This window comes from Streptomyces sp. NPDC031210 (assembly GCF_055570395.1).
The window spans coordinates 240,933-264,005 of record NZ_JBVIHH010000008.1; the positions used below are offsets into that span (position 1 = coordinate 240,933).

The 23,073-nt window shown below is 72.7% G+C and carries 21 protein-coding genes; 12 read left to right on the plus strand and 9 right to left on the minus strand.

Going from position 1 to position 23,073, the window contains the following annotated elements:
* Nucleotides 1-636: 636 nt before the first annotated feature.
* Nucleotides 637-975 carry a chorismate mutase gene (locus ACZ45Z_RS17445; RefSeq protein WP_468362790.1) on the minus strand — a complete coding sequence of 113 codons (339 nt, stop codon included), beginning with the start codon at nucleotides 973-975 and terminating at the stop codon, nucleotides 637-639.
* Nucleotides 976-1,229: 254 nt separating this feature from the next.
* Between ACZ45Z_RS17445 and guaA the strand changes: the two genes are divergently transcribed.
* The 3 genes from guaA (at nucleotide 1,230) to ACZ45Z_RS17460 (ending at nucleotide 4,521) form a co-directional block, all read left to right on the plus strand.
* Nucleotides 1,230-2,813, plus strand: coding sequence for a glutamine-hydrolyzing GMP synthase (gene guaA, locus ACZ45Z_RS17450; RefSeq protein WP_468362792.1), 1,584 nt, complete (start codon nucleotides 1,230-1,232; stop codon nucleotides 2,811-2,813).
* Nucleotides 2,814-2,926: 113 nt separating this feature from the next.
* Entirely contained in the window at nucleotides 2,927-3,514 is a 588-nt protein-coding gene (locus tag ACZ45Z_RS17455; RefSeq protein WP_468362794.1) for a Uma2 family endonuclease, read from the plus strand.
* A gap of 86 nt (nucleotides 3,515-3,600) precedes the next feature.
* Nucleotides 3,601-4,521, plus strand: a complete 921-nt coding sequence (locus ACZ45Z_RS17460; RefSeq protein WP_468362796.1) for a 2-hydroxy-3-oxopropionate reductase — start codon at nucleotides 3,601-3,603, stop codon at nucleotides 4,519-4,521.
* A gap of 66 nt (nucleotides 4,522-4,587) precedes the next feature.
* Here ACZ45Z_RS17460 and ACZ45Z_RS17465 read toward each other — a convergent pair whose 3' ends face one another.
* Nucleotides 4,588-5,088 (minus strand): SRPBCC family protein, encoded by a 501-nt coding sequence (locus ACZ45Z_RS17465; protein WP_468362798.1) that lies wholly within the window; start codon nucleotides 5,086-5,088, stop codon nucleotides 4,588-4,590.
* A gap of 219 nt (nucleotides 5,089-5,307) precedes the next feature.
* On the opposite strand from ACZ45Z_RS17465, the gene ACZ45Z_RS17470 reads away from it, so the two are divergent.
* Entirely contained in the window at nucleotides 5,308-6,093 is a 786-nt protein-coding gene (locus ACZ45Z_RS17470) for a class II aldolase/adducin family protein (protein ID WP_468362800.1), read from the plus strand.
* A 175-nt stretch (nucleotides 6,094-6,268) separates the two neighbouring features.
* Nucleotides 6,269-6,934: an NADPH-dependent F420 reductase gene (locus tag ACZ45Z_RS17475; protein WP_468362802.1), complete on the plus strand. Its 666-nt coding sequence runs from the start codon at nucleotides 6,269-6,271 to the stop codon at nucleotides 6,932-6,934.
* A 125-nt stretch (nucleotides 6,935-7,059) separates the two neighbouring features.
* Here ACZ45Z_RS17475 and ACZ45Z_RS17480 read toward each other — a convergent pair whose 3' ends face one another.
* Complete coding sequence (locus tag ACZ45Z_RS17480; protein WP_468362804.1) at nucleotides 7,060-7,818, minus strand: bestrophin-like domain; 759 nt, start codon at nucleotides 7,816-7,818, stop codon at nucleotides 7,060-7,062.
* Nucleotides 7,819-7,826: 8 nt separating this feature from the next.
* Nucleotides 7,827-8,006: a hypothetical protein gene (locus tag ACZ45Z_RS17485; protein ID WP_468362806.1), complete on the minus strand. Its 180-nt coding sequence runs from the start codon at nucleotides 8,004-8,006 to the stop codon at nucleotides 7,827-7,829.
* A gap of 1,137 nt (nucleotides 8,007-9,143) precedes the next feature.
* On the opposite strand from ACZ45Z_RS17485, the gene ACZ45Z_RS17490 reads away from it, so the two are divergent.
* Complete coding sequence (locus tag ACZ45Z_RS17490) at nucleotides 9,144-10,502, plus strand: hypothetical protein (RefSeq protein WP_468362808.1); 1,359 nt, start codon at nucleotides 9,144-9,146, stop codon at nucleotides 10,500-10,502.
* Between the two features lie 237 nt (nucleotides 10,503-10,739).
* Nucleotides 10,740-11,282, plus strand: coding sequence for a DoxX family protein (locus ACZ45Z_RS17495; RefSeq protein ID WP_468362810.1), 543 nt, complete (start codon nucleotides 10,740-10,742; stop codon nucleotides 11,280-11,282).
* A gap of 506 nt (nucleotides 11,283-11,788) precedes the next feature.
* On the opposite strand, the gene ACZ45Z_RS17500 is transcribed toward ACZ45Z_RS17495, so the two are convergent.
* Complete coding sequence (locus ACZ45Z_RS17500) at nucleotides 11,789-11,995, minus strand: hypothetical protein (protein ID WP_468362812.1); 207 nt, start codon at nucleotides 11,993-11,995, stop codon at nucleotides 11,789-11,791.
* The gene (locus tag ACZ45Z_RS17505) at nucleotides 11,992-13,416 is read right to left on the minus strand and encodes a PspC domain-containing protein (RefSeq protein ID WP_468362814.1); all 1,425 of its coding nucleotides are present in this window, start codon (nucleotides 13,414-13,416) and stop codon (nucleotides 11,992-11,994) included. The genes ACZ45Z_RS17500 and ACZ45Z_RS17505 overlap by 4 nt, the downstream gene beginning before the upstream one ends.
* A gap of 328 nt (nucleotides 13,417-13,744) precedes the next feature.
* Between ACZ45Z_RS17505 and ACZ45Z_RS17510 the strand changes: the two genes are divergently transcribed.
* The 4 genes from ACZ45Z_RS17510 to ACZ45Z_RS17525 all read left to right on the plus strand — a co-directional run bounded on the left by ACZ45Z_RS17510 (nucleotide 13,745) and on the right by ACZ45Z_RS17525 (nucleotide 19,063).
* The gene (locus ACZ45Z_RS17510; protein WP_468362816.1) at nucleotides 13,745-15,520 is read left to right on the plus strand and encodes a serine/threonine-protein kinase; all 1,776 of its coding nucleotides are present in this window, start codon (nucleotides 13,745-13,747) and stop codon (nucleotides 15,518-15,520) included.
* Nucleotides 15,521-15,610: 90 nt separating this feature from the next.
* On the plus strand, nucleotides 15,611-16,906 hold the full coding sequence (locus tag ACZ45Z_RS17515; RefSeq protein ID WP_468362818.1) for a PspC domain-containing protein: 1,296 nt from the start codon (nucleotides 15,611-15,613) through the stop codon (nucleotides 16,904-16,906).
* A gap of 71 nt (nucleotides 16,907-16,977) precedes the next feature.
* Nucleotides 16,978-17,691 carry a LuxR C-terminal-related transcriptional regulator gene (locus tag ACZ45Z_RS17520; RefSeq protein WP_468362820.1) on the plus strand — a complete coding sequence of 238 codons (714 nt, stop codon included), beginning with the start codon at nucleotides 16,978-16,980 and terminating at the stop codon, nucleotides 17,689-17,691.
* A 229-nt stretch (nucleotides 17,692-17,920) separates the two neighbouring features.
* Nucleotides 17,921-19,063 carry an alpha/beta hydrolase gene (locus ACZ45Z_RS17525; RefSeq protein WP_468362822.1) on the plus strand — a complete coding sequence of 381 codons (1,143 nt, stop codon included), beginning with the start codon at nucleotides 17,921-17,923 and terminating at the stop codon, nucleotides 19,061-19,063.
* Nucleotides 19,064-19,085: 22 nt separating this feature from the next.
* Here ACZ45Z_RS17525 and ACZ45Z_RS17530 read toward each other — a convergent pair whose 3' ends face one another.
* Both ACZ45Z_RS17530 and ACZ45Z_RS17535 read right to left on the minus strand, forming a co-directional pair.
* Complete coding sequence (locus ACZ45Z_RS17530; protein WP_468362824.1) at nucleotides 19,086-19,814, minus strand: GNAT family N-acetyltransferase; 729 nt, start codon at nucleotides 19,812-19,814, stop codon at nucleotides 19,086-19,088.
* An 83-nt stretch (nucleotides 19,815-19,897) separates the two neighbouring features.
* Entirely contained in the window at nucleotides 19,898-21,010 is a 1,113-nt protein-coding gene (locus ACZ45Z_RS17535) for a C40 family peptidase (protein ID WP_468362826.1), read from the minus strand.
* 274 nt (nucleotides 21,011-21,284) lie between these two features.
* Here ACZ45Z_RS17535 and ACZ45Z_RS17540 point away from each other — a divergent pair, with 274 nt between their 5' ends.
* On the plus strand, nucleotides 21,285-21,638 hold the full coding sequence (locus tag ACZ45Z_RS17540; RefSeq protein ID WP_468362828.1) for a hypothetical protein: 354 nt from the start codon (nucleotides 21,285-21,287) through the stop codon (nucleotides 21,636-21,638).
* 37 nt (nucleotides 21,639-21,675) lie between these two features.
* On the opposite strand, the gene ACZ45Z_RS17545 is transcribed toward ACZ45Z_RS17540, so the two are convergent.
* Nucleotides 21,676-22,848, minus strand: coding sequence for a C40 family peptidase (locus ACZ45Z_RS17545; protein ID WP_468362830.1), 1,173 nt, complete (start codon nucleotides 22,846-22,848; stop codon nucleotides 21,676-21,678).
* Nucleotides 22,849-23,073: the final 225 nt, after the last annotated feature.

Here is a 23,073-nt window from a genome sequence, read left to right on the forward strand (position 1 = left end):
GAACGGCCCCGACGGGCGCCGGACCAGAGAAGAGCGAAGGGCCCCGGGCGCCGTCCGCGAGGGGGATGCGGGCGGCCACGGGGCCCTTGGCTTTCGGTGCCGGCGTCAGGGCAGCGCCGGCACCGAGGGGCGGCGCCGGGGGGTGCGCCGCTGGCTATGGGTGGTGCGTGAGCTGGGTGCCGTGCGGTGGTCGGACCAATGGCGGTGCCGGAAGTCCGCACCGGGCGCGGTGGGTGGTGCGTCATGCATCGTCGTGGATGCGCCTCATCCGGCGCAACCGTTTCGACCGGATGCGGTCGGTCCCGGGCGTCCCCAGGACCGACCACCCCATCGGATGTGACCGGGCTGCTGTCCCCTGCCGACCGGCCACCGCACCGGAACGAGGTCCCACGACGCGACCGCGGTGAGCGGCGGCGTCTCATCGTTCCGGAGTTTTTCCGCCCGCGGGGCGGCGTCTACGCGTAGTCCTGCGAGGCCGCGCCTGGCTGGCGTGGCACCGGGAACAACGACCCCCCGCGGCGGGCGGTCACGCGCCGTACGGGTGAGACGGCAACCGAACTCAGATGCGGCCGGTGCGCCCGTCGCGCACCTCGGCCGGACGCGGAAGCGGTGCGTGCGGCCGACCGCTCGGCAAGGTCAGATCCGGCCACGTGACAGCTCCAGCAAGGTCATCGCCAGCGCGGTGCCCGGCTTGCCGAGCTGATCGCGGTAGTGGGCGAGGATCTCCATCTCCCGGGAGAGGTTCACCCGGCGCCCGCCCGACCCGAGCCGCTCGCCCTGGATGACGGCCGAGACGGCCATCCGTTCCTGCACGAGGCCGATGATCCGGCCGTCGAGATCATCGATCCGGGCGCGCGCGTCGGTGATCACGCCGGCCGCCTCGGGGGTGCGGGCGCCGGTGTCGGGCACGGCGGTGGCGGGGCCGGTCGTGGCGCGGGTGGGCGCGGTCGGGGCGGCGGTGGTCTCGGTGCTCATATCCGTCTCTCCTGGGGTCGAGGACCCCGGAGCCGATGATCAGGCCCGGACACACACAGACGCCCCGGGCCTTGTCGGCCCGGGGCGCCTGGGGAAGTCGCTTGTCAGTGGATCAAGCAGCATGACCATGGCAGCCGGTCGGGCCGGTGCCATAGGTAAAGACGAAGGTCTGCTGCTTGGACATGGCGCTCAGTATGAGCCCGTTAGAATCGAAAGTCCAACCCCTTGCTCCACACCGCCGGAAGGCCGCCGAAGTGCCATCAGCGCCCCCCGCCGCCCCGGACGTCGTCCTCGTAGTCGACTTCGGCGCGCAGTATGCCCAGCTCATCGCCCGCCGCGTCCGCGAGGCCCGGGTTTACAGCGAGATCGTCCCGTCCACCATGCCGGTGGCCGAGATGCTCGCCAAGAACCCGAAGGCGATCATCCTCTCCGGCGGCCCCTCGTCGGTCTACGCCGAGAACGCCCCCCGCCTCGACCGTGCCCTGTTCGAATCCGGCATTCCGGTCTTCGGCATGTGCTACGGATTCCAGCTCATGGCCACCACCCTCGGCGGCACCGTCGACAACACCGGTGCCCGCGAGTACGGCCGCACCCCGCTGACCGTCTCCCGCCCCGGCTCGACCCTCTTCGAGGGCACCCCGGCGCAGCAGTCGGTGTGGATGTCGCACGGCGACGCCTGCTCCGCCGCGCCCGAGGGCTTCACGGTCACCGCCTCCACCGACGTCGTGCCGGTCGCCGCCTTCGAGAACGACGACAAGAAGCTCTACGGCGTCCAGTACCACCCGGAGGTCATGCACACCACGCACGGCCAGCAGGTCCTGGAGCACTTCCTCTACCGCGGCGCGGGCATCGAGCCGAACTGGACCACCACCAGCGTGGTCGAGGAGCAGGTCGCGGCGATCCGCGAGCGGGTCGGCAGCAAGCGGGCGATCTGCGGGCTGTCCGGCGGCGTGGACTCCTCCGTGGCCGCCGCGATCGTGCAGAAGGCCATCGGCGACCAGCTCACCTGCGTCTACGTCGACCACGGCCTCCAGCGCAAGGGCGAGTCCGAGCAGGTCGAGAAGGACTTCGTGGCCGCGACCGGCGTCCAACTGAAGGTCGTCGACGCCGAGGAGCGCTTCCTGACCGCGCTGGCCGGGGTCACCGACCCCGAGGAAAAGCGGAAGATCATCGGGCGCGAGTTCATCCGCGTCTTCGAGCAGGCCCAGGCCGAACTGGTCGCCGAGGCCGGCGCCGAGGGCGAGTCGGTCGCCTTCCTCGTCCAGGGCACGCTCTACCCGGACATCGTCGAGTCCGGCGGCGGCACGGGCACCGCCAACATCAAGTCGCACCACAACGTGGGCGGCCTGCCCGACGACATCGAGTTCGAGCTGATCGAGCCGCTGCGGCAGTTGTTCAAGGACGAGGTCCGGATGGTGGGCACCGAGCTCGGCCTGCCGGACGAGATCGTCCAGCGCCAGCCGTTCCCCGGCCCCGGCCTGGGCATCCGCATCGTCGGCGAGGTCACCAAGGACCGCCTGGACCTGCTGCGCGAGGCCGACGCCATCGCCCGCGAGGAGCTGACCGCGGCCGGCCTGGACCGCGAGATCTGGCAGTGCCCGGTCGTGCTGCTCGCCGACGTCCGCTCGGTGGGCGTCCAAGGCGACGGCCGCACCTACGGCCACCCGATCGTGCTGCGCCCGGTCTCGTCCGAGGACGCCATGACGGCCGACTGGACCCGGATGCCGTACGACGTGCTGGCGCGCATCTCCACCCGCATCACCAACGAGGTCGCCGACGTCAACCGCGTCGTCCTCGACGTCACCAGCAAGCCCCCGGGCACCATCGAGTGGGAGTGACCTCCCCCTGATGTCAACGACCACGCCGTCGCTCATTCGTTTGGGCGGCGGCGCTGTCGTTCCCGCTCGGTACGCTGGCGACACGGCCCAGAATCCCGTCCATGGGAGGACTTATGACCGCTGAGACCGCGCCCCACTGGCCGGTGCCGCCGCAGGACGGTTACACGGTGGACGACCTGCTGACGCTGCCCGACCTCCCGCCGCACACGGAGTTGCTCGACGGGAGTCTGATTTTTGTGAGTCCGCAGCGGAGTTTCCACAGCATCGTCATCGACTTGCTGGTGAATGGGCTGCGCCGAACGGCACCGCCTGAGCTGAAAGTCCGGCGCGAAATGACCGTAGTGATCGACAAGCGCAATGGCCCGGAACCGGATGTGTCGGTGCTGCGCGCTGCCGCGGTGCGAAGCCTGGACCAGACCTACTTCCAGGTCCGGGACGTGATGCTCGCCGTAGAGGTGGTCTCGCCCGAATCCGAGGCCCGGGATTTCGACACCAAGCCGCACAAGTACGCCAACGCCGGGATCCCGTACTTCTGGCGGGTGGAGATGACCGGCCGTGACCACCATCCGGTCGTCGTGCACGCCTTCGAGCTCGACAAGGAGAGGCGTCTCTACAGTCCCACCGGCATCTACCGCGACCGACTCAAGCTCTCCGTTCCCTATGACATCGACATCGATCTGACCGCGATCGACGAGCTCTGACGTTGACGCGTGCGGCCACGACGCCGATGATGGTTTCCGAATAGCGATATGGTGATTCTGCTATGCGGAAGTTAGTGGGTGGCGGAATGGGCACGATCGGTTTCATCGGCCTCGGCATCATGGGCAGCCCGATGGCGGTGAATCTCGCGAAGGCCGGGCACACCGTGCTCGGCTGGAACCGCAGTCCCGGGCGGGCGAAGGCGCTGGTCGCGGCCGGTGGCAAGGAGGCGGCGTCCCTCGCGGAGGCGGTGCGTGAGGCGGACGTCGTCATCACCATGGTCCCCGCGTCGCCGCAGGTCGAGGCCGTCGCGTACGGACCCGGGGGCATCCTGGAGAACGCCCGGCCCGGCACGCTGCTGATCGACCACTCCTCGATCACCCCCCAGACCTCCGTGGAGCTTGCCCGGGCGGCCGGCGAGAAGGGCATCCGGGTGCTGGACGCGCCCGTGTCGGGCGGTGAGGCGGGCGCCGTCGAGGGCGTCCTGTCGATCATGGTCGGTGGCGAGCGGGCCGACTTCGACGCGGCCCGGCCCGTCTTCGAAGCCGTCGGCAAGACCGTCGTGCTGTGCGGTCCGCACGGTTCCGGCCAGACGGTCAAGGCCGCCAACCAGCTCATCGTCGCCGTCAACCTCCAGGCGCTGGCGGAGGCCGTGGTCTTCCTGGAGAAGTCCGGCGTCGACCTCGCCGCCGCCCTGGAGGTCCTGGGCGGCGGGCTGGCCGGCTCCGCCGTCCTGGACCGCAAGAAGGGCAACCTCCTCGCCCGCGACTTCGCCCCCGGCTTCAAACTGGAGCTCCACCACAAGGACATGGGCATCGTCACCGACGCCGCCCGCAGCGTCGGCGTCCCCCTGCCCGTCGGCGCCCTCGCCGCCCAGCTCATCGCCTCCGCCGTCGCCCGCGGCGACGGCGCCCTGGACCACTCGGCGCTGCTGCGCGGGGTGGAACTGCTGAGCGGCGTGGAACCGCTGAGTGGCGTGGAACCGCTGAGCGGCGAGCGGGGCGCGTAGGCGGCCTGCCGGGGCCGTCCGTAGCGGCCCCGTGTTGTGCGGCGGGCCTTCGCGGCCCGCCAACGCCTAGCCCGGCTGCGGCCCGACGCGGTCGGGGCCGTCCTCCGGTGCCTCGGTGGACACCGCGAGCCGGTTCAGGGTGCGGCGCATAGCAGGCTCCATCCGCCGTGGGTAGCCCGGGAGTTCGATGACCAGGCGGGGCCAGCGCGCGCGAGTCCAGTCGTAGGTGTGGACGACGCGGGTGCGGTGGGGGGCGAGCACCTCCAGCTCGTAGCGCCAGCGCTGCCCGCCGACGAGCCGCCGGCCGCGGAACTCGCCCCACGTCTCCCAGGCGAGCAACCGGTCCTTCTCGTACTCCACCACGACGTTCACCGACCGGTACGGCACCCGCCCCTGCCGCATCGCCATCCGGAAACGGTCGCCGGGACCCAGCGGGGACGGGCCCTCGGGGCGGCCGCGCAGCATGCCCGAGCCGTCCAGCCCGGCGTGCCGGGCCGGGGCCCGCAGGACGTCGAAGATCTGCCGCGCCGTGGCGTCGATGTCCTTGCTGACCGAAATCGCTCTCATGGTGCCCCCTGAGTGTCGTGTGCGCCCGCCGCTGCGGACAGGGCCCGTGCCCACGCCTGGGCCTGTTGCCCGTGCCCCCTGATCGTGCCCCTCCTGCCGATCGTGCGGCCTCGCGGGTGCCTGCCCGCCCGTCCGTCGGTCGTAACCCTGGTCACCCGAGGTACCGAAAGGTAGCTTCCGGCCATAGCGAGTGACCGCACGTGCGAGGAGGAGAGCGCGATGCCCGAGCCGACGCCCATTCCCACCGAGCGGTTGCGGTTCGCCATGCCGCCGGCGCACGAGACCGCCGAGGACGAGCGGCGCCACCGCAAGGAACGCCTCGCCGCGGCCCTGCGCCTCTTCGGGCGCCTCGGCTTCGAGGAGGGCGTCGCGGGGCACATCACCGCCCGCGACCCGGAATTCACCGACTGCTTCTGGGTCAACCCCTTCGGGATGTCCTTCCGGCATATCACCGTCAGCGATCTGATCCTCGTCAACGACGAGGGGAAGGTCGTGGAAGGCCGCTACCACGTCAACCAGGCGGCCTTCGCGATCCATGCGCAGATCCACCGGGCCCGTCCGGACGTCGTCGCCGCGGCCCACAGCCACTCCGTCCACGGCCGGGCGCTCTCCGCCCTCGGCGAGCTGCTGGAGCCGATCACCCAGGACGTGTGCGCGTTCTACGAATCCCACGCGCTCTACGACGCGTACACGGGTGTGGTGGTGGACGAGGAGGAGGGCCGCCGGATCGCGGCCGCCCTCGGACCGCACAAGGCGGTGATCCTGCGCAATCACGGGCTGCTGACGGTCGGCGGTTCGGTGGACGCGGCGGCGTGGTGGTTCCTCGCGATGGAGCGTTCCTGCCAGGTGCAGTTGACCGCGAAGGCCGCCGGCAAGCCGGTGCCGATCGACCACCATGACGCCGTCCGGACGCGCGAGCAGCTCGGCACCGACCTGGTGGCCTGGATCAACTACCAGCCGCTTTTCCAGGAGATGGCACGCAGTGAGCCGGAGTTGTTCGAGTAGGGGTGGTGGGTGCCTGACGGGCTGACCTGTCGTCACGTATGTGGATGGGCATGCGTAGGCGTAGGCGTAGGCGTAGGCGTGAGATATGTGGTCGTCCAGGGGCCGGAATAGACGCGTCGATCAAGAGGTTCGAGCCTGACACGACTCACGGGCAGCACCCTCGCGGAGGAACTCCATGAAGATCGGCATCATCGGCGCAGGCAACATCGGCGGCAACCTCACGCGCCGGCTCACCGCTCTCGGCCACACCGTCTCGGTCGCCAACTCGCGTGGACCGCATACGCTGTCCGCCCTCGCCGAGGAGACCGGCGCCACGCCCGTCACGGCGGCCGAGGCGACGCGCGACGCCGAGGTGGTGATCGTGACCGTCCCCCTGAAGGCCGTCCCCGACCTGCCGTCCGGGCTGTTCGACCACGCGGCGGAGGGCGTGGCCGTCCTCGACACCGGCAACTACTACCCGAAGGAGCGCGACGGCCGGATCGCGCCCATCGAGGAGGGAATGACCGAGAGCCGCTGGACCGAGCGGCAGATCGGCCATCCCGTCATCAAGGCGTTCAACGGCACCTACGCCCAGGACATCCTCGACAAGCCTCGCCCCCAGGGAGACCCGGAGCGGATCGCGCTGCCGGTGGCCGGCGACGACGAGCGGGCCAAGCGGGTGGTCCGCGACCTCATCGACGAGCTGGGTTTCGACACCGTCGACGCGGGCGGCATCGACGAGTCCTGGCGCCAGCAGCCCGACACCCCCGTGTACGGCTTGCGGGCGGGCGTCGAGCAGGTCACGAAGGCCCTGGCGGAGGCGTCCCCGGAGCGGCCGGCGGGGTTCCGGGCGGAGGACTGAGGAGCAGGGGGCCTTGGGGGCGGCAGGGGGGGGGGGGGGGGGGGGGGGGGGGGGGGGGGGACCCCCCCCCCCCCCCCCCCCCCCCCACCCCCCTGATCACGGGGCGCTCTCCCTCACGCTCACGCTCACGGTTGCGGGAACAGGTCGGTGAAGGATTCGACGGCCGTCGCGATGCCACGGCTGAAGGGCGCGTCGAAGTCCCACACCAGGAACAGCAGGAAGGCGATCAGCGCGCTGAAGAGCCCGGCCATCAGCAACTCGCGCCCCGAGCGGCGGATCTGGAGCGTGAAGATGACGCCGACGGTGACGGCCGCACCGGTGATCAGCCCGAACCACACCAACGACGGCAGCGTCGAACCGGCCGCGTCCGCACGGGCGTTACGGGCCCCGTCGGCCACCGCGACCTGATCGACCAGCGGCTGGTAGGACTGCTCCTCGAAGCTGTCGCGCGGGTGGTAGTCGGTGACATCGGCCCGCACCTTGGTCAGCAGTTCCGTACCGCGCGAGGTCAACTCCCCCCGCTCGCGCATCACCGGCCACTCCTTCTTCACCACATAGCTGACGTACGTATCGACATCCGAGCGGATACGGTCGCGCACCGGCTGCGGATAGGCCCGCGCCCGCTCGCTGACCTCGTGCAGAGCCTGCGCCTCGGTCCGTACGGTGTCCTCGGCCGCGCTCCTGGCCTCCCAGACGCCGGCGATGGCGAGGCCCAGGACGATCGCGTAGACCACCCCCACCATCATCGTCATGTACTCGATCACGTCGGGCGTCTCGGACGGGTCGTCGTCGTCCCCGAGCCGGCGCTGCCGGAGCACCGTGATGGCCAGGACGACGCCGCAGGCAGCGGCCATGGCGAGGGTCAGCACCAGCCATTGCGACATGGAACCTCCTACGAGGAACGGCGGCCGGCGGAGCCGGACGAGGAGTTCGAACGGGGACGGAGTGCGGCGGCGGCCAGGACGGCCGGCGCGGTGATCAGCAAGGTCGTGGTCACCATGGAGCGCGCGGCCCGTGGCTTGCGGGCCACCGCCGCGTAGTTGCGCGGCGGGGCGGGGGTGGCGGCCGCCATGCGGGGAGTCACCTTTGGCGCTGGAGGGGTCGGGATCGCGGGGCGGGCCTGGGGTGCGGTGGGTCGGGGGGTGGGTCGAGTCGGCCGGGGAGTGGGTGCGGGCGGCGGCTCGGGAGCCTTCGCGCGCGGCGCCGGCGGGGGAGTGGGGGTGGGTTTGGGTTTGGTGCAGGGGAATTGCCAGTGGCGCGGCATGGGGAAGCCGGTGGGGACGTCGACGGGGGGACCGGTGCCGGCGAAGGCGCAGTTGTCGTGTCCTGGGCGGCCGTGGGAGTGGCTCGCGTGGGCTTCGGCTGTGCCCGCGTGCGCGTGCGCATGGGCGTTGCCGTGGCCGTAGCTATTGCCGTTGCCGTTGCCGTTGCCGTAGCTCTTCCCTTGGCCGTTGCTGTGGGCTTTGCCTGGGCGGGAGTTGTCGTGTCGGGGGCCCGGTCCGGCGTGGTGTCGGGGGCCGGGGGAGGTGGTGGCCGTAGCCCTGGTCGTGGTCCCGGTCGTGGCCGTGGTCGTGGTCGTGAAGGTGGTCGCGGTCATGGTCATGGCGTGGCTCTTGGCGGGTGCGCCTTGGGCACCGGCCTCCGGCGTCGCCGTGCCCAGCAGGGGGGTGGCGCCGGCGAGCAGCAGGATTGCGACGGCCGCGAAGCCCCGACCCGCACGGGATATCGCGCGTGGGCGGGGCGTCTGAGGTAGGGGGGAGAGGCGGGGCAGGTCGGACGGACCGGACAGGCGGTGGTCGGACTGTCCGGGGTGACCGGCGTGGCCCGCTTGATCGGGGTGACCGGCGCAGCCACCGCGCTTCCGGCATGGGCGGCATCTACGGACTCCGCGGAATCCGAATCCGAATCCGCCGATGCCGTGAAATCCGCGAGGTCGAGGGAGTTCACACACGCCGAGAGCTTGCGCCCTGTGGGGGCGGCTCAGCGCAGTGATCCACCGGGTTCGTCCGAACGGGGGAAGTGCGGGGGTTGCGCGGGTGCGCGCCGTGCAGGTGTGCGTCGCACGCGCGCAAGCTCGCACGTCAACCCGCCGACGTCGTACGCCCCCCGCCATCAACTGGACGTTTGACGGGCCCGCCCGGCACGTAGGGCACAATTCCCCTTCCTGGAAGAGAAGTTGGCGACAAGTGGCGGCGGGGCGGTAGCGGACGTGTCGGTTGAGGCGGCGGGTAGGCCGGGGGCGGGTGAGCCGGGAGGCGGCGCGGGGCGCGCGGGCGAGGGCGTGTGTCTGTGCGGGCAGTGTCCGCACGGCGCCCGCGAGGGGCACCGGCGGGCGGTCGCCGCGTTCGTCGCGCTGCGCGAGGAGTTCGCCACCGGTCGGGGTGTCCCGGCCGGCCTCGCGCACTCCGCCGGTGCGGCCCGGCAGTGGGTGTCCGACGAACTCACGCTCTCGGCGCGGACGTTGGCCGAACGTGCCGGTGCCGAGCGGGCCGCCTGGCTGGCCGCCGTACGACGGCGCACCGTCCTCGTCGTGTGGGGCGCGGTCGTGGCCCTCCTCCTCGGTCAGGCGCTGACCGCCATCGGGTCGGGCTGGACACCGGCCCGTACGGCGGGGCTCACCGCCGCCGTCGTGACGGCGCTCTGCCTGACGGCGGTGGCCTGGCGGCACGGCCCGCACGGCGGGGCGCTCGCGCCGCTGATCGGCGAGGACGGGCGGCTGTCCACGTCGCGGGCGGTCGCGGCGATCTGGGTGACCGCGACCTTCTACGCGGTGCTGATGGCGGCCGTTCACCTGGCCACGGCACCCCGGCCGCACGGGCGCCGGCACCTGCTCGCGGGTCACGTACTCACCGGTCAGGACCTCACCGGGCAGGACCTCACGGGTCACGCCGTCACCGGCCGTGAACTCGCCGGATTCGCGCCATTTCTGGCCGTACTGGCCGCCGTCTGCGCGGTGGCGGTGCTCGCGCACGGCCTGGTGGCGGCGCGTGTCCGTACGGGCCGACTGCAGAAGGTGCCGGCCGAGCGGCCGCGAGCCGTCGATCTCCTGGCGGACGACGCGGGGCGCGGCAATTTCGCGGACGCGCAGTACCTGCTGGTGAACGCGGTCGTGGCGGCCCACGCCCTGGCGCGCCTGGCCGTCCGGCCGAACCAACTGCCGCAGGTGCCATGGGTGTTGGCCGCCGTGGTGATGGTTTCCGGAGCCGCGTATCTGGCGGGGAAGAGCGTGGCGGGCGGACGTCCGGTCATCCTGTCGGTCGTCCGCTCCCGTGAGTTGGGCGACCTCGCCGCGCCGATCCGTACCGGTGACGACATCGAGATCCGCGGCACCGGCTTCGTCCCGCCGGGCGCCGGGAGCCCCGACCGGCTCGCCCGCACCGTCGTACGGATCGGCGCGGTGCACGTCCCGGTCCCCCTGGTCCCGGTGGCGGGCGGCTTCGCCAATCCGACGGACGGGGTGCTGACCGTGCCGGTGCCGGCCGACGTCGAACCGGGCCGCGTCGAGGTCCGCGTCGTCACGGCGGCGGGCGTGGAGACGGGCGGGTACGCGATCGAGGTGCAGGAGTGAGTGGGGGGAGTGGGGAGCGGGGTGAGCGGGTGAGCCGGGTGGGCCGGGTGGGCCGTGGGCGAACCGCGCGGCGGGCTGTGTCCCGGCTCGGGGCGCACGCCGGGGCATATGCGGGGGACGCGTCTCCGAGGTGTGTCGGATCGTTGAACGTTGAGCGCACAGGTGTCCGTATCTCCCCATGAGGCGCGGGTGGGGGGCACAATCGGCTGCCCCGGTCGCAACGGAGAGGCGGACGTCATGGTTCACGCGGATCGAACGCTCGGAGCCGACCTGGGCGGGGCGGCCATCGGCCCGGCCACCGGACTGCGGGCGCGGCTGGCGCGCCACGCACTGCTGCCGTTGCGGATCTTCCTGGGTGTCACGTTCCTCTACGCGGGGATCGACAAGCTGACCGACCGGGCGTTCCTGTCCGCCGGTGGCACGGGTTCGCTCGGCAACCTGCTGCGGCAGGTCCATGACGCGGCGGCGCTGCCGTTCCTGGTGGACCTCGCGGAGAAGAACCCGGTGGGCTTCGGCTACGCCCTCGCCATCGGCGAGGTGGCGGTCGGCGTCGGCATCCTCATCGGCCTCCTGGGCCGCCTGGCGGCCCTCGGCGGCGCCCTGATCTCCCTCACCCTCTGGCTCACCGTGAGCTGGTCGACGGAGCCGTACTACTACGTCAACGACCTGGCCTACCTGGTGGCCTGGCTCCCCCTCCTCATGGCCGGCACCCCACGCTTCTCCCTGGACGCCGCCCTGTCACACCGACGCAGCAGGCAGGGACGGAAGTTGTTCGGCTGAGGTAGCGGGGGTGCGGAGGTAGTGGGCGCGGTGAGGTAGTGGGCGCGGTGAGGTAGCGGGCGCGGTGAGGTAGCGGGGGTGGTGGACGCGTCGGCGTGCGGGCGGTGGTTGGCCGGCGTCGGCGTACGGGTGGCGGTGGTTCGCCCACGCCGGGCCGACCGCCGGGTCCCCGGACACGACCGGCGGGCCGCCCACCGGGCACGACCGCCGGGCCCCCACCGGGCCCCCGCCGGGCCGACCGCCGCCCGGTGCGGGGTACCCCGGAGAACCGTCCTCGTGGACGCCCTCGTCCCCGTCGTCCGACCGACGTCGGCGGCTGGCGTGGGACGAGGGGGAGTTGGCCGCCTACCTGGACAGTGCGGCCAACTGGGACCGTCGGGACAGCCAGGACCGTCGGGACAGCCGGACCTGCGCGTCGCGTCGCCACCCGTCAGGGGGAGCCGCCTGGCGACCGAGCGGCCGCCCTCCGTGACCCGCCCGACCCGCCCGGCCCGCCCGGCCCGGCGTCACCCTTCCGACGGACCCCGGTGACGGGTCGTGGTCCACAGGGCGGCGGTTATGCCGGACAGGAGGAGGCCGGCGGGGAGGGCGAGGAAGAGCCAGGGGCCGGGGGCGTGCCAGACGTCGAGGGCGTCCAGGCCGTAGCCGGTGCCTACGGCGAGGGCGGTCAGGCCGGAGATCAGGCGGGTCGGTTCGAAGGGGTGACGGGTCATGAGCGGGCTCCCTCGGGAGTCGGGGTGGCCGTCGGAGGCGCGGCGCGGTGGATGACGATCTGGCCGGCGCCGACCGTCAGATCCACGTTCAACGAGCCGCGTGGTTTCTCGCCCTTGTTCAGGCCCTCGGCGGGCAGTCTGACGGTCCGGTCCTGACCCCGGGCGGAGATGTCCACGTCGTCGGGCGCGTCGCCGGGCAGTTGGACGTCGCCGAGACCGAGCGAGAGGTGGAGGGTGACGGGAACGCTCCGGGGCACGGTGACCTGGAGGCGGCCGGCACCCAGGTCCGCGCCGGTGCGGACCGTACGGCCGTCCTTCAGCGGCAGTCCGCTCAGGTCCAACTCGCCGTCGCCCGAGCCGAGCTCGTAGTGCGGGCGCAGGGCGGAGAGGCTGGTGGGGGCCCAGACGCGGTGCTGCCAGTTGGTGGTGAGGTTGGCGGGGAGGGCGGTGGCGCCGGCCAGCAGGACGGCGGTCAGCACCACCATGAAGACCGTGCCGCCGCCCGTCCGGCCGTACCAGGCGCTGAGCACCAGTCCCAGCCCGAACACGACGAGGGCGCCGGCCAGGCCCGCCTGGAGGGACGCCGCGAGGCTCCCGTCCTGGGAGACGGCGAGAGCGGTGCCCGCGCCGGCGAGCATCGCCAGGAGGAACGTCCGGCCGCCGATGGGGCGGCCGGGGCGGGGCGTTCCGCGCGGCGCGGGCCCGTGGGCGGGGGGCGCGGCCTGCCGGGCGCGGTGCGCGTCGGCCCGGGCGGCCTTCCGTACGGAGTCGTCGACCAGGCCCGCGCCGTGCCGGAACTCGTAGGTGATGTCCAAAGGGGTCCTGTCCGGCCCCCAGAGATACAGGCCCGGCGTCGCTTCCTTGGAGCGCGGGTCGCGCCACCAGGACGGCATGTTCGGCGCGGGCGGCGCCTTCGTCTCGGGCGGGGCGTCGGCGACCGCCTGCGCGGTGGCGGCGTCCACGGACTCCGGTCCTTCCGACTCCGCCCGCCGCCGCTGGCCCGACCAGTAGGCGGAGCCCGCCAGGGCCAGCGTCAGCATGAGGGCGAAGGACATCACGCTGCCCTTGCCCAACGTCGTCAGGAACAGCCCGCAGCCGACCAGCGCGCAGAGCAGAGCCGTCAGCGCCGAACCCTCGACGCGGCCCGACAGCAGCCTGCGGCCCTCGTTCTCCTCCGCGCCCTCCTGCGGGATGATCAGCCACGCGAAGCCGTAGACGATGAGGCCGATGCCGCCGGAAAGGGCGAGGACGGCGAGCACGATCCGGAAGATCACCGGATCCAGCTCCCACCGCCGGCCCAGGCCGCCGCACACGCCCGCGACCACCTTGTGCCGCCGGCTGCGGCGCAGCGGGGCCTTGGGTGGGGTGGGGCCGGCGGGCTCGGAGGGCGCCGACTCCTCGACGGGGGCTGCATCGTTCATGAAGCCATGGTGACAAGGCCGGCACGGTCCCGGTATCCGTGACAACCCTGGCAGAACCCTGAGATCCGCCCCGGAACCCCTACGGCCCACGCGTCCGCCACGCCCCGCCACGCCCCATGAGGCCCCTGACGCCTCGCGAATCCCCGCCGCCCTCACGAATTCGCGCCACCCACGCCGGCCTGATTTCCCCCGCGCGTTCGCATATCCCCGCGAGTCTCCCCGGCCCGCGGAAAGACGCGGCGGACCAGCGGCGGCCGAGGGCCGATCCGGCGCCGCCGGAGACTATCGTTGCGCCCTGGATACGTACGGGTTTCCGAAGGGGCGTGCGGTGACGGAGGCGGCGTCGGTGAACGAGGGGCGACTGGTCGCCGGGCGATATCGCCTCATCGAACGGATAGGGCAAGGCGGCATGGGCACCGTCTGGCGGTCCCGGGACGAAGTCCTCGGGCGCCAGGTCGCGGTCAAGCGCCTGCACGTCTCGCCCGAGCTGGAACCGGACGAACTGGCCACGCGCTACGAGCGCACCACACGGGAGGCGCAGGCCGCGGCCCGTATCAACCACCCCAACGTGGTGGGCGTGCACGACGTCGTGGACGACGCCGGACTGCCCTGCATCGTCATGGAGTACGTCCCGTCCACGACGCTCGGCGACGCCATCAAGGAAGCCGCGCGCACCGACAGCCCGATCACCCCGCGCGAGGCCGCCCGCATCGGGCGCGGCATGATCGCGGCGCTGCGTGCCGCGCACTCCGCCGGCGTCCTGCACCGTGACGTCAAGCCGGGCAACGTGCTGCTCGGTGAGGACGGCAGGGTCGTCCTCACCGACTTCGGCATCGCGGTCGCCAGCGGCACCTCGACGCTCACCAAAACCGGCGAGCTGGTGGGCTCCATCGACTACTTGGCGCCCGAGCGGGTCAAGGGCGGCACCCCGGGACCCGCCTCCGACCTGTGGGCGCTGGGCGCGACGCTCTATCAGGCGGTCGAGGGGCGGCCACCGTTCCGTAAGAACACCGCCATCGAGACGGCGTACGCCATCGCCGTCGACCCGCTCGCGCCACCGCGCAACGCCGGGCCGCTGACCCCACTGATCGAGGCGCTGCTCGCCAAGGAGCCGGCGGACCGGCCGAGCGCCGAGGTCGTCGAGCAGGCCCTGCGGGCCGCCGAGGCCGATTCGGACACCGCGCTGATGGGCTGGCCGACCCTGGCGCTCGGCACGGTCCAAGAGCGCGCGGAGCCGGTCGCTTCGGAGGAGGCGCCCACCCGTGCCGTCCCGCCGACGGGAGTCCGCCGGTCCAGGACGGACACCCCGGCCGGGGCTTCCCTGGCGGCCATGGCGGCCACGGGCGCGGGCCGGGACACGGCCGCCACGGGCACGGGCGGCGCCCACCCGGGCAGCGCCGTGGACGGCTCCTCCGGTGCCAGCCGGACGGACGTACTGCCCGCCGGACGGCCACGCCGGCGCCGCGCCCGGATGGCGGTCTGGAGCCTCGTCGGCCTGCTGATCGCCGGTGGCGGCGGTGGCGCGGCGTGGTATCTGACGCACCGCGACGACGCCTCCGCGCCCACGAAGTCGGCCGGAGACAAGAGCGACCAGGGCGTCCCGGTCCTCCCCGGCGTCCCGAACACCAGCATCGGACCGCCGCCGCCCCTGCCCGACGGCTACCGCCGGGCCAGGGAGACGGCGCTCGGCCTCACCTTCCCCGTCCCCGAGGGCTGGCAGCGGAAGGTCGCGGACGGCGGCCGGCAGATCGTCTACGCCTCCGACCCGGAAAAGGCCCAGCTCACCGTCAGCGTCCTGGATTTCTCCTCGGCGGACCAGGTGCGGCACTTCAAGGACATGGAGGTGGACTTCAAGGCGAAGTACCCCGTCTACACGCGACTGCGGCTGCAGGACACCGTCTTCCAGGGCGACCCGGCCGCGATCTGGGAATTCTCCTTCCAGGGCCGGGAACGGGAGTTCCGGGGCATCGACCTCGGCTTCGGCCGCGAGGGCGCCAAGGAGTACGCGATCTACGTCTCCGCGCCGAGCGCCAACTGGGCGAAGTACGAAGAGGTCTTCTCGCATGTGAAGGACGGATTCCGCAAGGTCACGCCCAAGAGCTGAACGGGTGGACGCCGCCCGGAGAAACCTCAGGGACGGCGTCAGGGTCCTCCCTGATGTGCCCGGGCCCGGCCGCGTGTGACGATCTGGGACATGACCACCGAGCCGCCCCGCGCCGGGACGATCTACGCTCCGGCGCCGGACCCCGACGAACCGCCCGTGCGCAAGCTCTACCGCAGCGCCGACGGGCGGCTGCTCGGCGGTGTCGCGCGCGGTCTGGCCGGGCACGTCGGCCTGCCCGTCTCCTGGGTGCGGATCGTGTTCGTGGCGCTGTTCATGGCCGAGGGCATGGGTGCGGTGCTCTATGCCGCGTTCTGGTTCTTCGTGCCGCTGGGCATCGGCGGAGTGGAGGCGCGGCGACCGGCGGCGGGTGAGGACAAACGGCGGCTGCTCGGCCGCAAGCCGGACAAGGGCCAGGTCTTCGCGCTGATCGCGCTGCTGATCGGCGCCACGATCGTCGCCTCCAGATTCCAACTGGGGCGGGCCGACGGCTATCTGTGGCCGGTGCTGCTGATCGGCGCCGGCGTCGCCCTGGTGTGGCGGCAGGCGGACAACTCCCGGCGCGCCCAGTGGCTGGAGCTCGGCCGGCGCAAGGGGCTGCTGCCGGTGGTGCGCGGCGCGGCCGGCGTCGTCCTCGTCGGCGTCGGCGTGACCGGCATCGTCGTGCTCCAGGGCTCGGTGCGGTATCTGGGCTCGGTCCTCCAGGCGGCGCTGGCCGTCGTGGTCGGCATCGCGCTGTTGGCCGGGCCCTACCTCGTGCGGATCATGCAGGACCTCTCCGAAGAACGACTGATGCGTATCCGCGCCCAGGAGCGCGCGGAGGTCGCCGCCCATGTCCACGACTCCGTCCTGCACACCCTCACCCTGATCCAGCGCAATGCCGACGACCCCCGGGAGGTGGCGCGGCTGGCGCGCGCCCAGGAGCGGGAACTGCGCGCGTGGCTCTACAAACCGGAGGGCCGCGGCAAGGAGGAGGACGAGGAGCCGGCCACCGTCGCGGACGCGGTGCGCACGGCCGCGGCCGAGGTGGAGGACCACCACGGTGTGCCGATCGAGGTCGTGGTCGTCGGCGACTGCCCGCTGGACGAGGTGCTGGGCGCGCAGATGCAGGCCGCGCGCGAGGCGATGGTCAACGCCGCGAAGTACGGCGGGGAAGGCGGCGCGGTGCAGGTGTTCGCCGAGGTGGAGGGCCGTACGGTCTTCGTCTCGGTGCGCGACCGCGGCCCCGGGTTCGACCTCGACGCGGTGCCGGAGGACCGGATGGGGGTCCGGGAGTCCATCATCGGCCGGATGGAGCGCAACGGCGGCACGGCCCGGCTGCGCTCCGCGCCCGACGGCGGCACGGTGGTCGAGCTGGAGATGGAGCGCGCACCGGAGCACGCGGAATGACCCTCCCGGCGGCGCCCGGCTTCCCGGCGCGCGATGATGACAGGTCAGACACCCACGGACGGACGGACGAGATGAGCAGCGAGGACGCACAGCAGGGCGACGCCGGCGGCGAGGCGGCGGAGGGCCGGACCGTAAGGGTCGTGCTGGTCGACGACCACCGGATGTTCCGGACGGGCGTGCAGGCGGAGATCGGCGAGACCGAGCGTACGGGTGTGGAGGTGGTGGGGGAGGCCGCGGACGTGGACCAGGCGCTGACGGTCATCGGCGCCACCCGCCCCGAGGTCGTCCTCCTGGACGTGCACCTGCCCGGGGGCGGCGGCGTCGAGGTGCTGCGCCGCAGCGCCGCGATGATGGCCGACCCCGACCGTCCCGTCCGCTTCCTGGCGCTGTCGGTGTCGGACGCGGCCGAGGACGTCATCGGCGTCATCCGGGGCGGCGCCCGCGGCTATGTCACCAAGACGATCACCGGTACGGACCTGGTCAACGCCATCTTCCGGGTCGCCGACGGCGACGCGGTCTTCTCCCCGCGGCTCGCCGGTTTCGTGCTGGACGCCTTCGCCTCCACCGACGCACCGCCCGTCGACGAGGACATGGACCGCCTCACCCAGCGCGAGCGCGAGGTGCTGCGGCTGATCGCCCGCGGCTATGCGTACAAGGAGATCGCCAAGCAGCTCTTCATCTCCGTCAAGACGGTCGAATCGCATGTCTCGGCGGTGCTCAGGAAGCTCCAGCTCTCCAACCGCCATGAGCTGACGCGGTGGGCGGCGGCCCGGCGCCTGGTCTGAGCGGACCGGCGACGGGCCGGCGACGGGCCGGGGCGGCCGAGGGCCGACGGGGCCGACAGGGGCGGCCGGAGGCGGCGGCATGTGACCGAGTGTGGCGAAGAAGGGGCGAAACGCGGGCAACCAGGACCGCGGGGATCGCCATCTAAGGGCCAGGAGAGGCTCGCTGCCGGAGGCGGGGCCGGAACCACGCCCACGTCCTTCGTGTCACTGTCCTGGAAGCGAGATCCCGATGAGCCTGACGGGCACGCCCTTCTTCCTCACCTCGGTCGCGCTGCTGATCGTCGCCCTCGTGCTGCCGCTGGCCCTGTGGAGCCGAATAGCCGGGCCCCGCCTGGTGCGCGGGCTCGTCCGGCTGATGATGCTCGGATTCGCGCAGGTCACGGCCATCACCGTGGTCTTCGTCCTGGTCAACAACGCCAACAGCCTCTACGACACCTGGGACGACCTGCTCGGCACCGGCAGCCACATCGAGGCGGCCCGGGACCTCGGGCCGGACGGCATGGGCGGCAAGCAGATCAGCAACGAGCCCAAGCAGCTCCAGCGCTTCCGGCCGGCCGACGACCCGGTGGTGGGGCCGGGCGTGCGGATGACCGAGCTGACGGGCCGGATATCGGGCGTGAACGGCGAGGTCTATGTGTGGCTGCCGCCGCAGTACGACGACCCCGCCTACAGGAACACCAAGTTCCCGGTCGTCGAGCTGCTGCCCGGCTACCCCGGCTCGTCGAAGTCCTGGCTGGGCTCCCTGGAGGCGGGAAAGCAGCTCGACCCGCTCATGCGCAGCGGTCAGGTCAAGCCGTTCATCCTGGTCGCACCGCGTACCAACGTGCTCAGCGGTGCGGACACCGGCTGCGTGAACATCCCCGGCAAGGCCAACGCCGACAGTTGGCTGACGGTCGACGTACGGCGCATGGTCATCGACAACTTCCGGGCGGGGGACACGCCGGACGCCTGGGCGCTGGCGGGCTATTCGGCGGGCGCCCACTGCGCCACGAAGCTCGCGCTGGCCCACCCCGACCGCTACCGTGCCGCGGTCTCCATGTCCGGCTACAACGACCCCGCCCTGGAGCGCGATTCGCTCGCGGGCAAGGACCCCGCCCTGCGCCTGCGGTCCAACCCGCTCAACATCCTCAAGTCCGCCAACGCGGCCGGGAAGCCGCCGCGTACGGCGCTGTACATCTCCGGCGCGTCGGGCGACGGGTACCAGGCCGGCCTCGCGCTCCAGCAGATCGCCCGGCGGCCGACGACGGTGACCGTCCAGCCGATCGCGCCCGGGGCCGGCGGCCACTCCACGGTGGTGTGGAGGAACCAGGTGCCGGAGGTCTTCCGCTGGCTCGGGCAGCGGATCACCGCGTCCGGGCAGCTCACCCGGTGAGTACGGCCGCGATGGCGGCGGCTCACCCGGTGAGGACGGCCTCCGTCACCGGAGCGCGCAGCCGCCAGCCCATCGCCGCGTAGAGGGCGCGTCCTTCGGGACCCGTCACCACAATCCCCTGGCGGGCACCCCGTTCGGCGGCGTGACGGGCGAGCGCGGCCATGAGGAACCGGCCCAGACCGCGGCGGCGGTGGGTGGGCTCGGTGCCGACCAGGTCGAAGACGACGGAGGGGGCGTACGTGGTCATGCCCGGCGCGGTCGTGGTGAGCGCGGCGCGGCCGCTCGCGGCGGGCGAGGCGTCCGGGGCGCGGGCGGCGTCGGCGGACAGGAGGCGGGCGTCGTACACACCGTCGCGGTAGGCGACATCGAGGTGGTAGCCGGGCGGGCGCGGGGCGGTCGACACCGGCCCCAGCGCGGTCGTCATCAGGTACTGCGGCTCGCTGATCTCCCAGGCGGGCGGGAGGGCCGCGGCGACCACCTCCCTGGGCGCGCAGACCTTGATCCGGAGCCCGGGCGTGGTGAGCGTGGCGACGAGATCCGCCAGCACCGCCGGGTCGGCGGCGGGCAGGACGTGACGCGCGAGGTGATCGGGCGCTCCGGCCTCGATCCGGAACCCGCCGGGCACCTCCCGTGGCGCGCCCGTACGGCGCGAACGCGCCCAGCCGTCGGTCCAGGCGCGCACGACCGAGGTGAGATCGGAGCCTGGCGGATCCGCGGGGGAGCCGCCCGGGGCGGCGAGGGGACGGGTCACGCCCCGAGCGTAGGCCGACGGGCTCGGACGCATGATCGGTTTTGGTGGATCGGCGGCGACCCGGCCTCCGCGCCGGCGCCGGCCTAAGCGGGCCGCGTGGCGCCCGCGAACGGCATCTGGTCGATCGGCGCGATCCGCACCGGGGCTCCGGGATGCGGGGCGTGGATCATCTTGCCGTCCCCGATGTAGATCCCGACATGGCTGATCCCGGAGTAGAAGAACACCAGGTCGCCGGGGGCGAGCGCGGACTTGGCGATGCGCGGGCCGGCGTTGATCTGGGTGTAGGTCGTACGGGGCAGCGCGACGCCGCCGGATTTCCAGGCGGCCTGCGTCAGCCCCGAGCAGTCGAACGCGGAGGGGCCGGTCGCGCCCCATACGTACGGCTTGCCGAGCGCGGCGTAGGCGAAGGACACCGCGCGCGCGGCACGGGAGCCCTCCAGGGCGGCGCCCGCGCCCTCCAGACCGGCGAGCGCCTCGTCCAGGCCGTCCCGCTCCGCGCCCCGCCCGGCGCGCGCCCCCCGCCCGTCCTCGCCGGCCATCCGCCGCCGCTGCTCGTCGGTGAGACGGTCCAGCAACCGCTCGGCGCGGTCCAGCTTCCGCACGATCGTCACCCGGTGCTTCTTCAGCGTGCTCTCGGTGCGCTCCAGTTGTTCGACGGTGTCCGCCGCCCGCGCGCGGACCTGCCGGACGCTGCCGAGCCGGCGGGCGTATCCGGCCACCGCGCTCGCCTGGTGGCTGCCGGCGCGCTCCAGGACGGTGGCGCCGTCGAGGTAGCGCTGAGGGTCGGCGGACATCATGAGCCGCACGGTGGGGTCCACGCCGCCGGAGCGGTACTGGACGGCGGCCATGGTGCCGAGTTCGTCGCGCGCGGCGTTCAGCTTCTGGGTGCGGCGGGCGGCCTCGTCCTGGAGCTCGCGCAGCTCACGGCGGGCCGCGTCTGCCCGCTCCTTCGCGCCGTCGTACTTCTGCGTCGCCACCTCGGCCTCCTTGTACAGCGCGTCGACCTGGTCCTTGACCTGGGTGGGGGTGGGCCGGTGGGCGGCCTGGGCGGTGCCGTCGAAGGCGGTCGCGGTGGCGGCGCCGGCGAGGGCCAGGGTGGCCGCGGTACGCGCGGTGCTCCCGGGGCTGCCGAGCGGGCCGAGCTGGATGAGCGGGTGGTGCCTGGTCTTGCGGTGCGACGCCACTGCGGCCGTCACTTCCTTCCCTGCGGGCCGTGGGCGGCCCGGGTGGTCCGGGGGGTTCCGGGGGTCCGGCGGCGGGGAGTCGGCCGCCTGACGGAAGGACGCTAAACCTGCACGTCACGGCCGTGAGTGCGGATGCCGGGCATTGCTCGTTTCCGACCACTGGCCGTTCGCGAATGACCGGCCGAATGCCCGAGGGAAGGCGGGTGGCACCGGTCGCTGACCGAACCGGCGATTGCTGCCGCCCTGCCGCGAAGGGCGTGTTATACGGCGGATACGATCCAGCACTATGGACGTAGTAATCAATATCTTCGTCGGCCTGCACATCATCGGCATCGCCTCCCTCCTGGGCGGCTTCCTCACCCAGATGAAGGCGATGAGCGCGGGTGGGGCCCGCTTCGTGCCGGCCATGCTGCACGGCGCGCTGACGATGCTCGTCACCGGCATCGTGCTGGTCGGCCTCAACCAGGCCGAGGATCACCCGCTCAACAACCTCAAGCTCGGCATCAAGATGGCCGTCCTGGTGGTGATCCTGGCGCTGGTCTACGTCAAGCGGGACGAGGAGACGGTGGCCAAGCCGCTCTTCGGCGCGGTCGGCCTGCTCACCGTCGCCAACATCTTCCTCGCGGTGCTCTGGACCTGAGCCGCCCGCGCCCCCGCCAACGGGCGCGGGCCGGGCCTCAGGCCGGGCGGACGCTCCCGTAGATCGGCATGTAGTAGATCGACTCCTCCCGGACGTTGGCGCCCGGCTTCGGTGCGTGGATCATCTTGCCGTCACCTATGTACATGCCGACGTGGCTGATGTCGTCATAGAAGAACACCAGGTCACCGGGCTGAAGGTCGTTCGTGGCCACCCGCTCGCCGACCTTGACCTGATCCCACGTCGTCCGCGGCAGATCGACCCCGGCCGCTTTCCACGCCGCCTGCGTCAGCCCCGAGCAGTCGTACGACGTGGGGCCGGTCGCGCCCCAGACGTAGGGCTTGCCGAGCTGGGCGCGGGCGAAGGCGAGCGCCTTGTCGGCCTTGGTGGAGTACGAGCCGCCCGTATCGCCGCCCGTCTCGCCCCCGGCGGTGCCCCCGCCGGTCGAGCCGTCCGAGGTGCCGCCGCCGTCGGGCTGCCGCTGCTCCTCGCGCTCCCGGCGCTCCTGCTCGGCCTGCTTGCGCGCCAGCTCCTCGGCCTTGCGCCGGGCCTCCGCCTCCTTCTCGCGCTCCAGTCGCGCGAGCCGCGCCTTCTCCTGGGCGGTCAGCCGGGACAGCAACTGCCGGGCCTCGGCCAGCTTGCCCTGCACGGACCGCTTGGACTCCCGGAGCGCGGTCCGCGACTCCTGGAGCCGCTCCAGGCTGCGGGTCGCCTCGGCCCGCTGCCGCACGGCCGCCGCCTGCTGCTCCTGGTAGTCGGTGACGGCCTGCTTCTGCCGGCCGGTCAGCCGCTCCATGAGGTGCGAACGGTCGAAGAACTGCTGCGGGTCCCGGGCGAACATCAGTTGCGCGGTCTGGCTCATCCCACCGCTGCGGTACTGCGCCGAGGCGAAGGTGCCCAGCCGGCGCCGGGACTCGTTCATCCGCTCCGCGCGCTCGGCGGCGGCGTCGAGCAACCCGTCGACGGTCTCGCGCCGCTCGGTCGCCTTCTCCTCGGCGGCGTTGTACTTCTGCGTGGCGACCTCCGCCTGGCGGTAGAGGCTGTCGACCTGCTGCTTGACCTCTTCGATGCCGGGCCGGGGCGCCCTGGGGGCCGCGTCGGCGGTCTGCGAGAGCAGCGTGACCGAGGCGAGGGCGGCGGTGGTGAGCCCGGCCGCCGTACGGCTTCCGGGCGAGGTGAGGACGCGGGTGCGCGGCTTGCGATGCGACGCCAAGGCCGGCAACTCCTTCCGTGGACCGCCTACCGGGTTGCGAGGGGGGTACCCCCAGGCCGTGCAGGCTCTGGGGGAGGGTTCGGGCGGTGACGCTGACGGAAGGCTTGCCCTACGTTCGGAACGTCCGTTGCCGGCCGTACCGTTCGATTCACCCCGGTGGTGCTTGGTGGGTCCCCGGCTCCGGATGCCGTCGTGGCAGGGCCGGACTCGGCGGGGGCGGCCCGT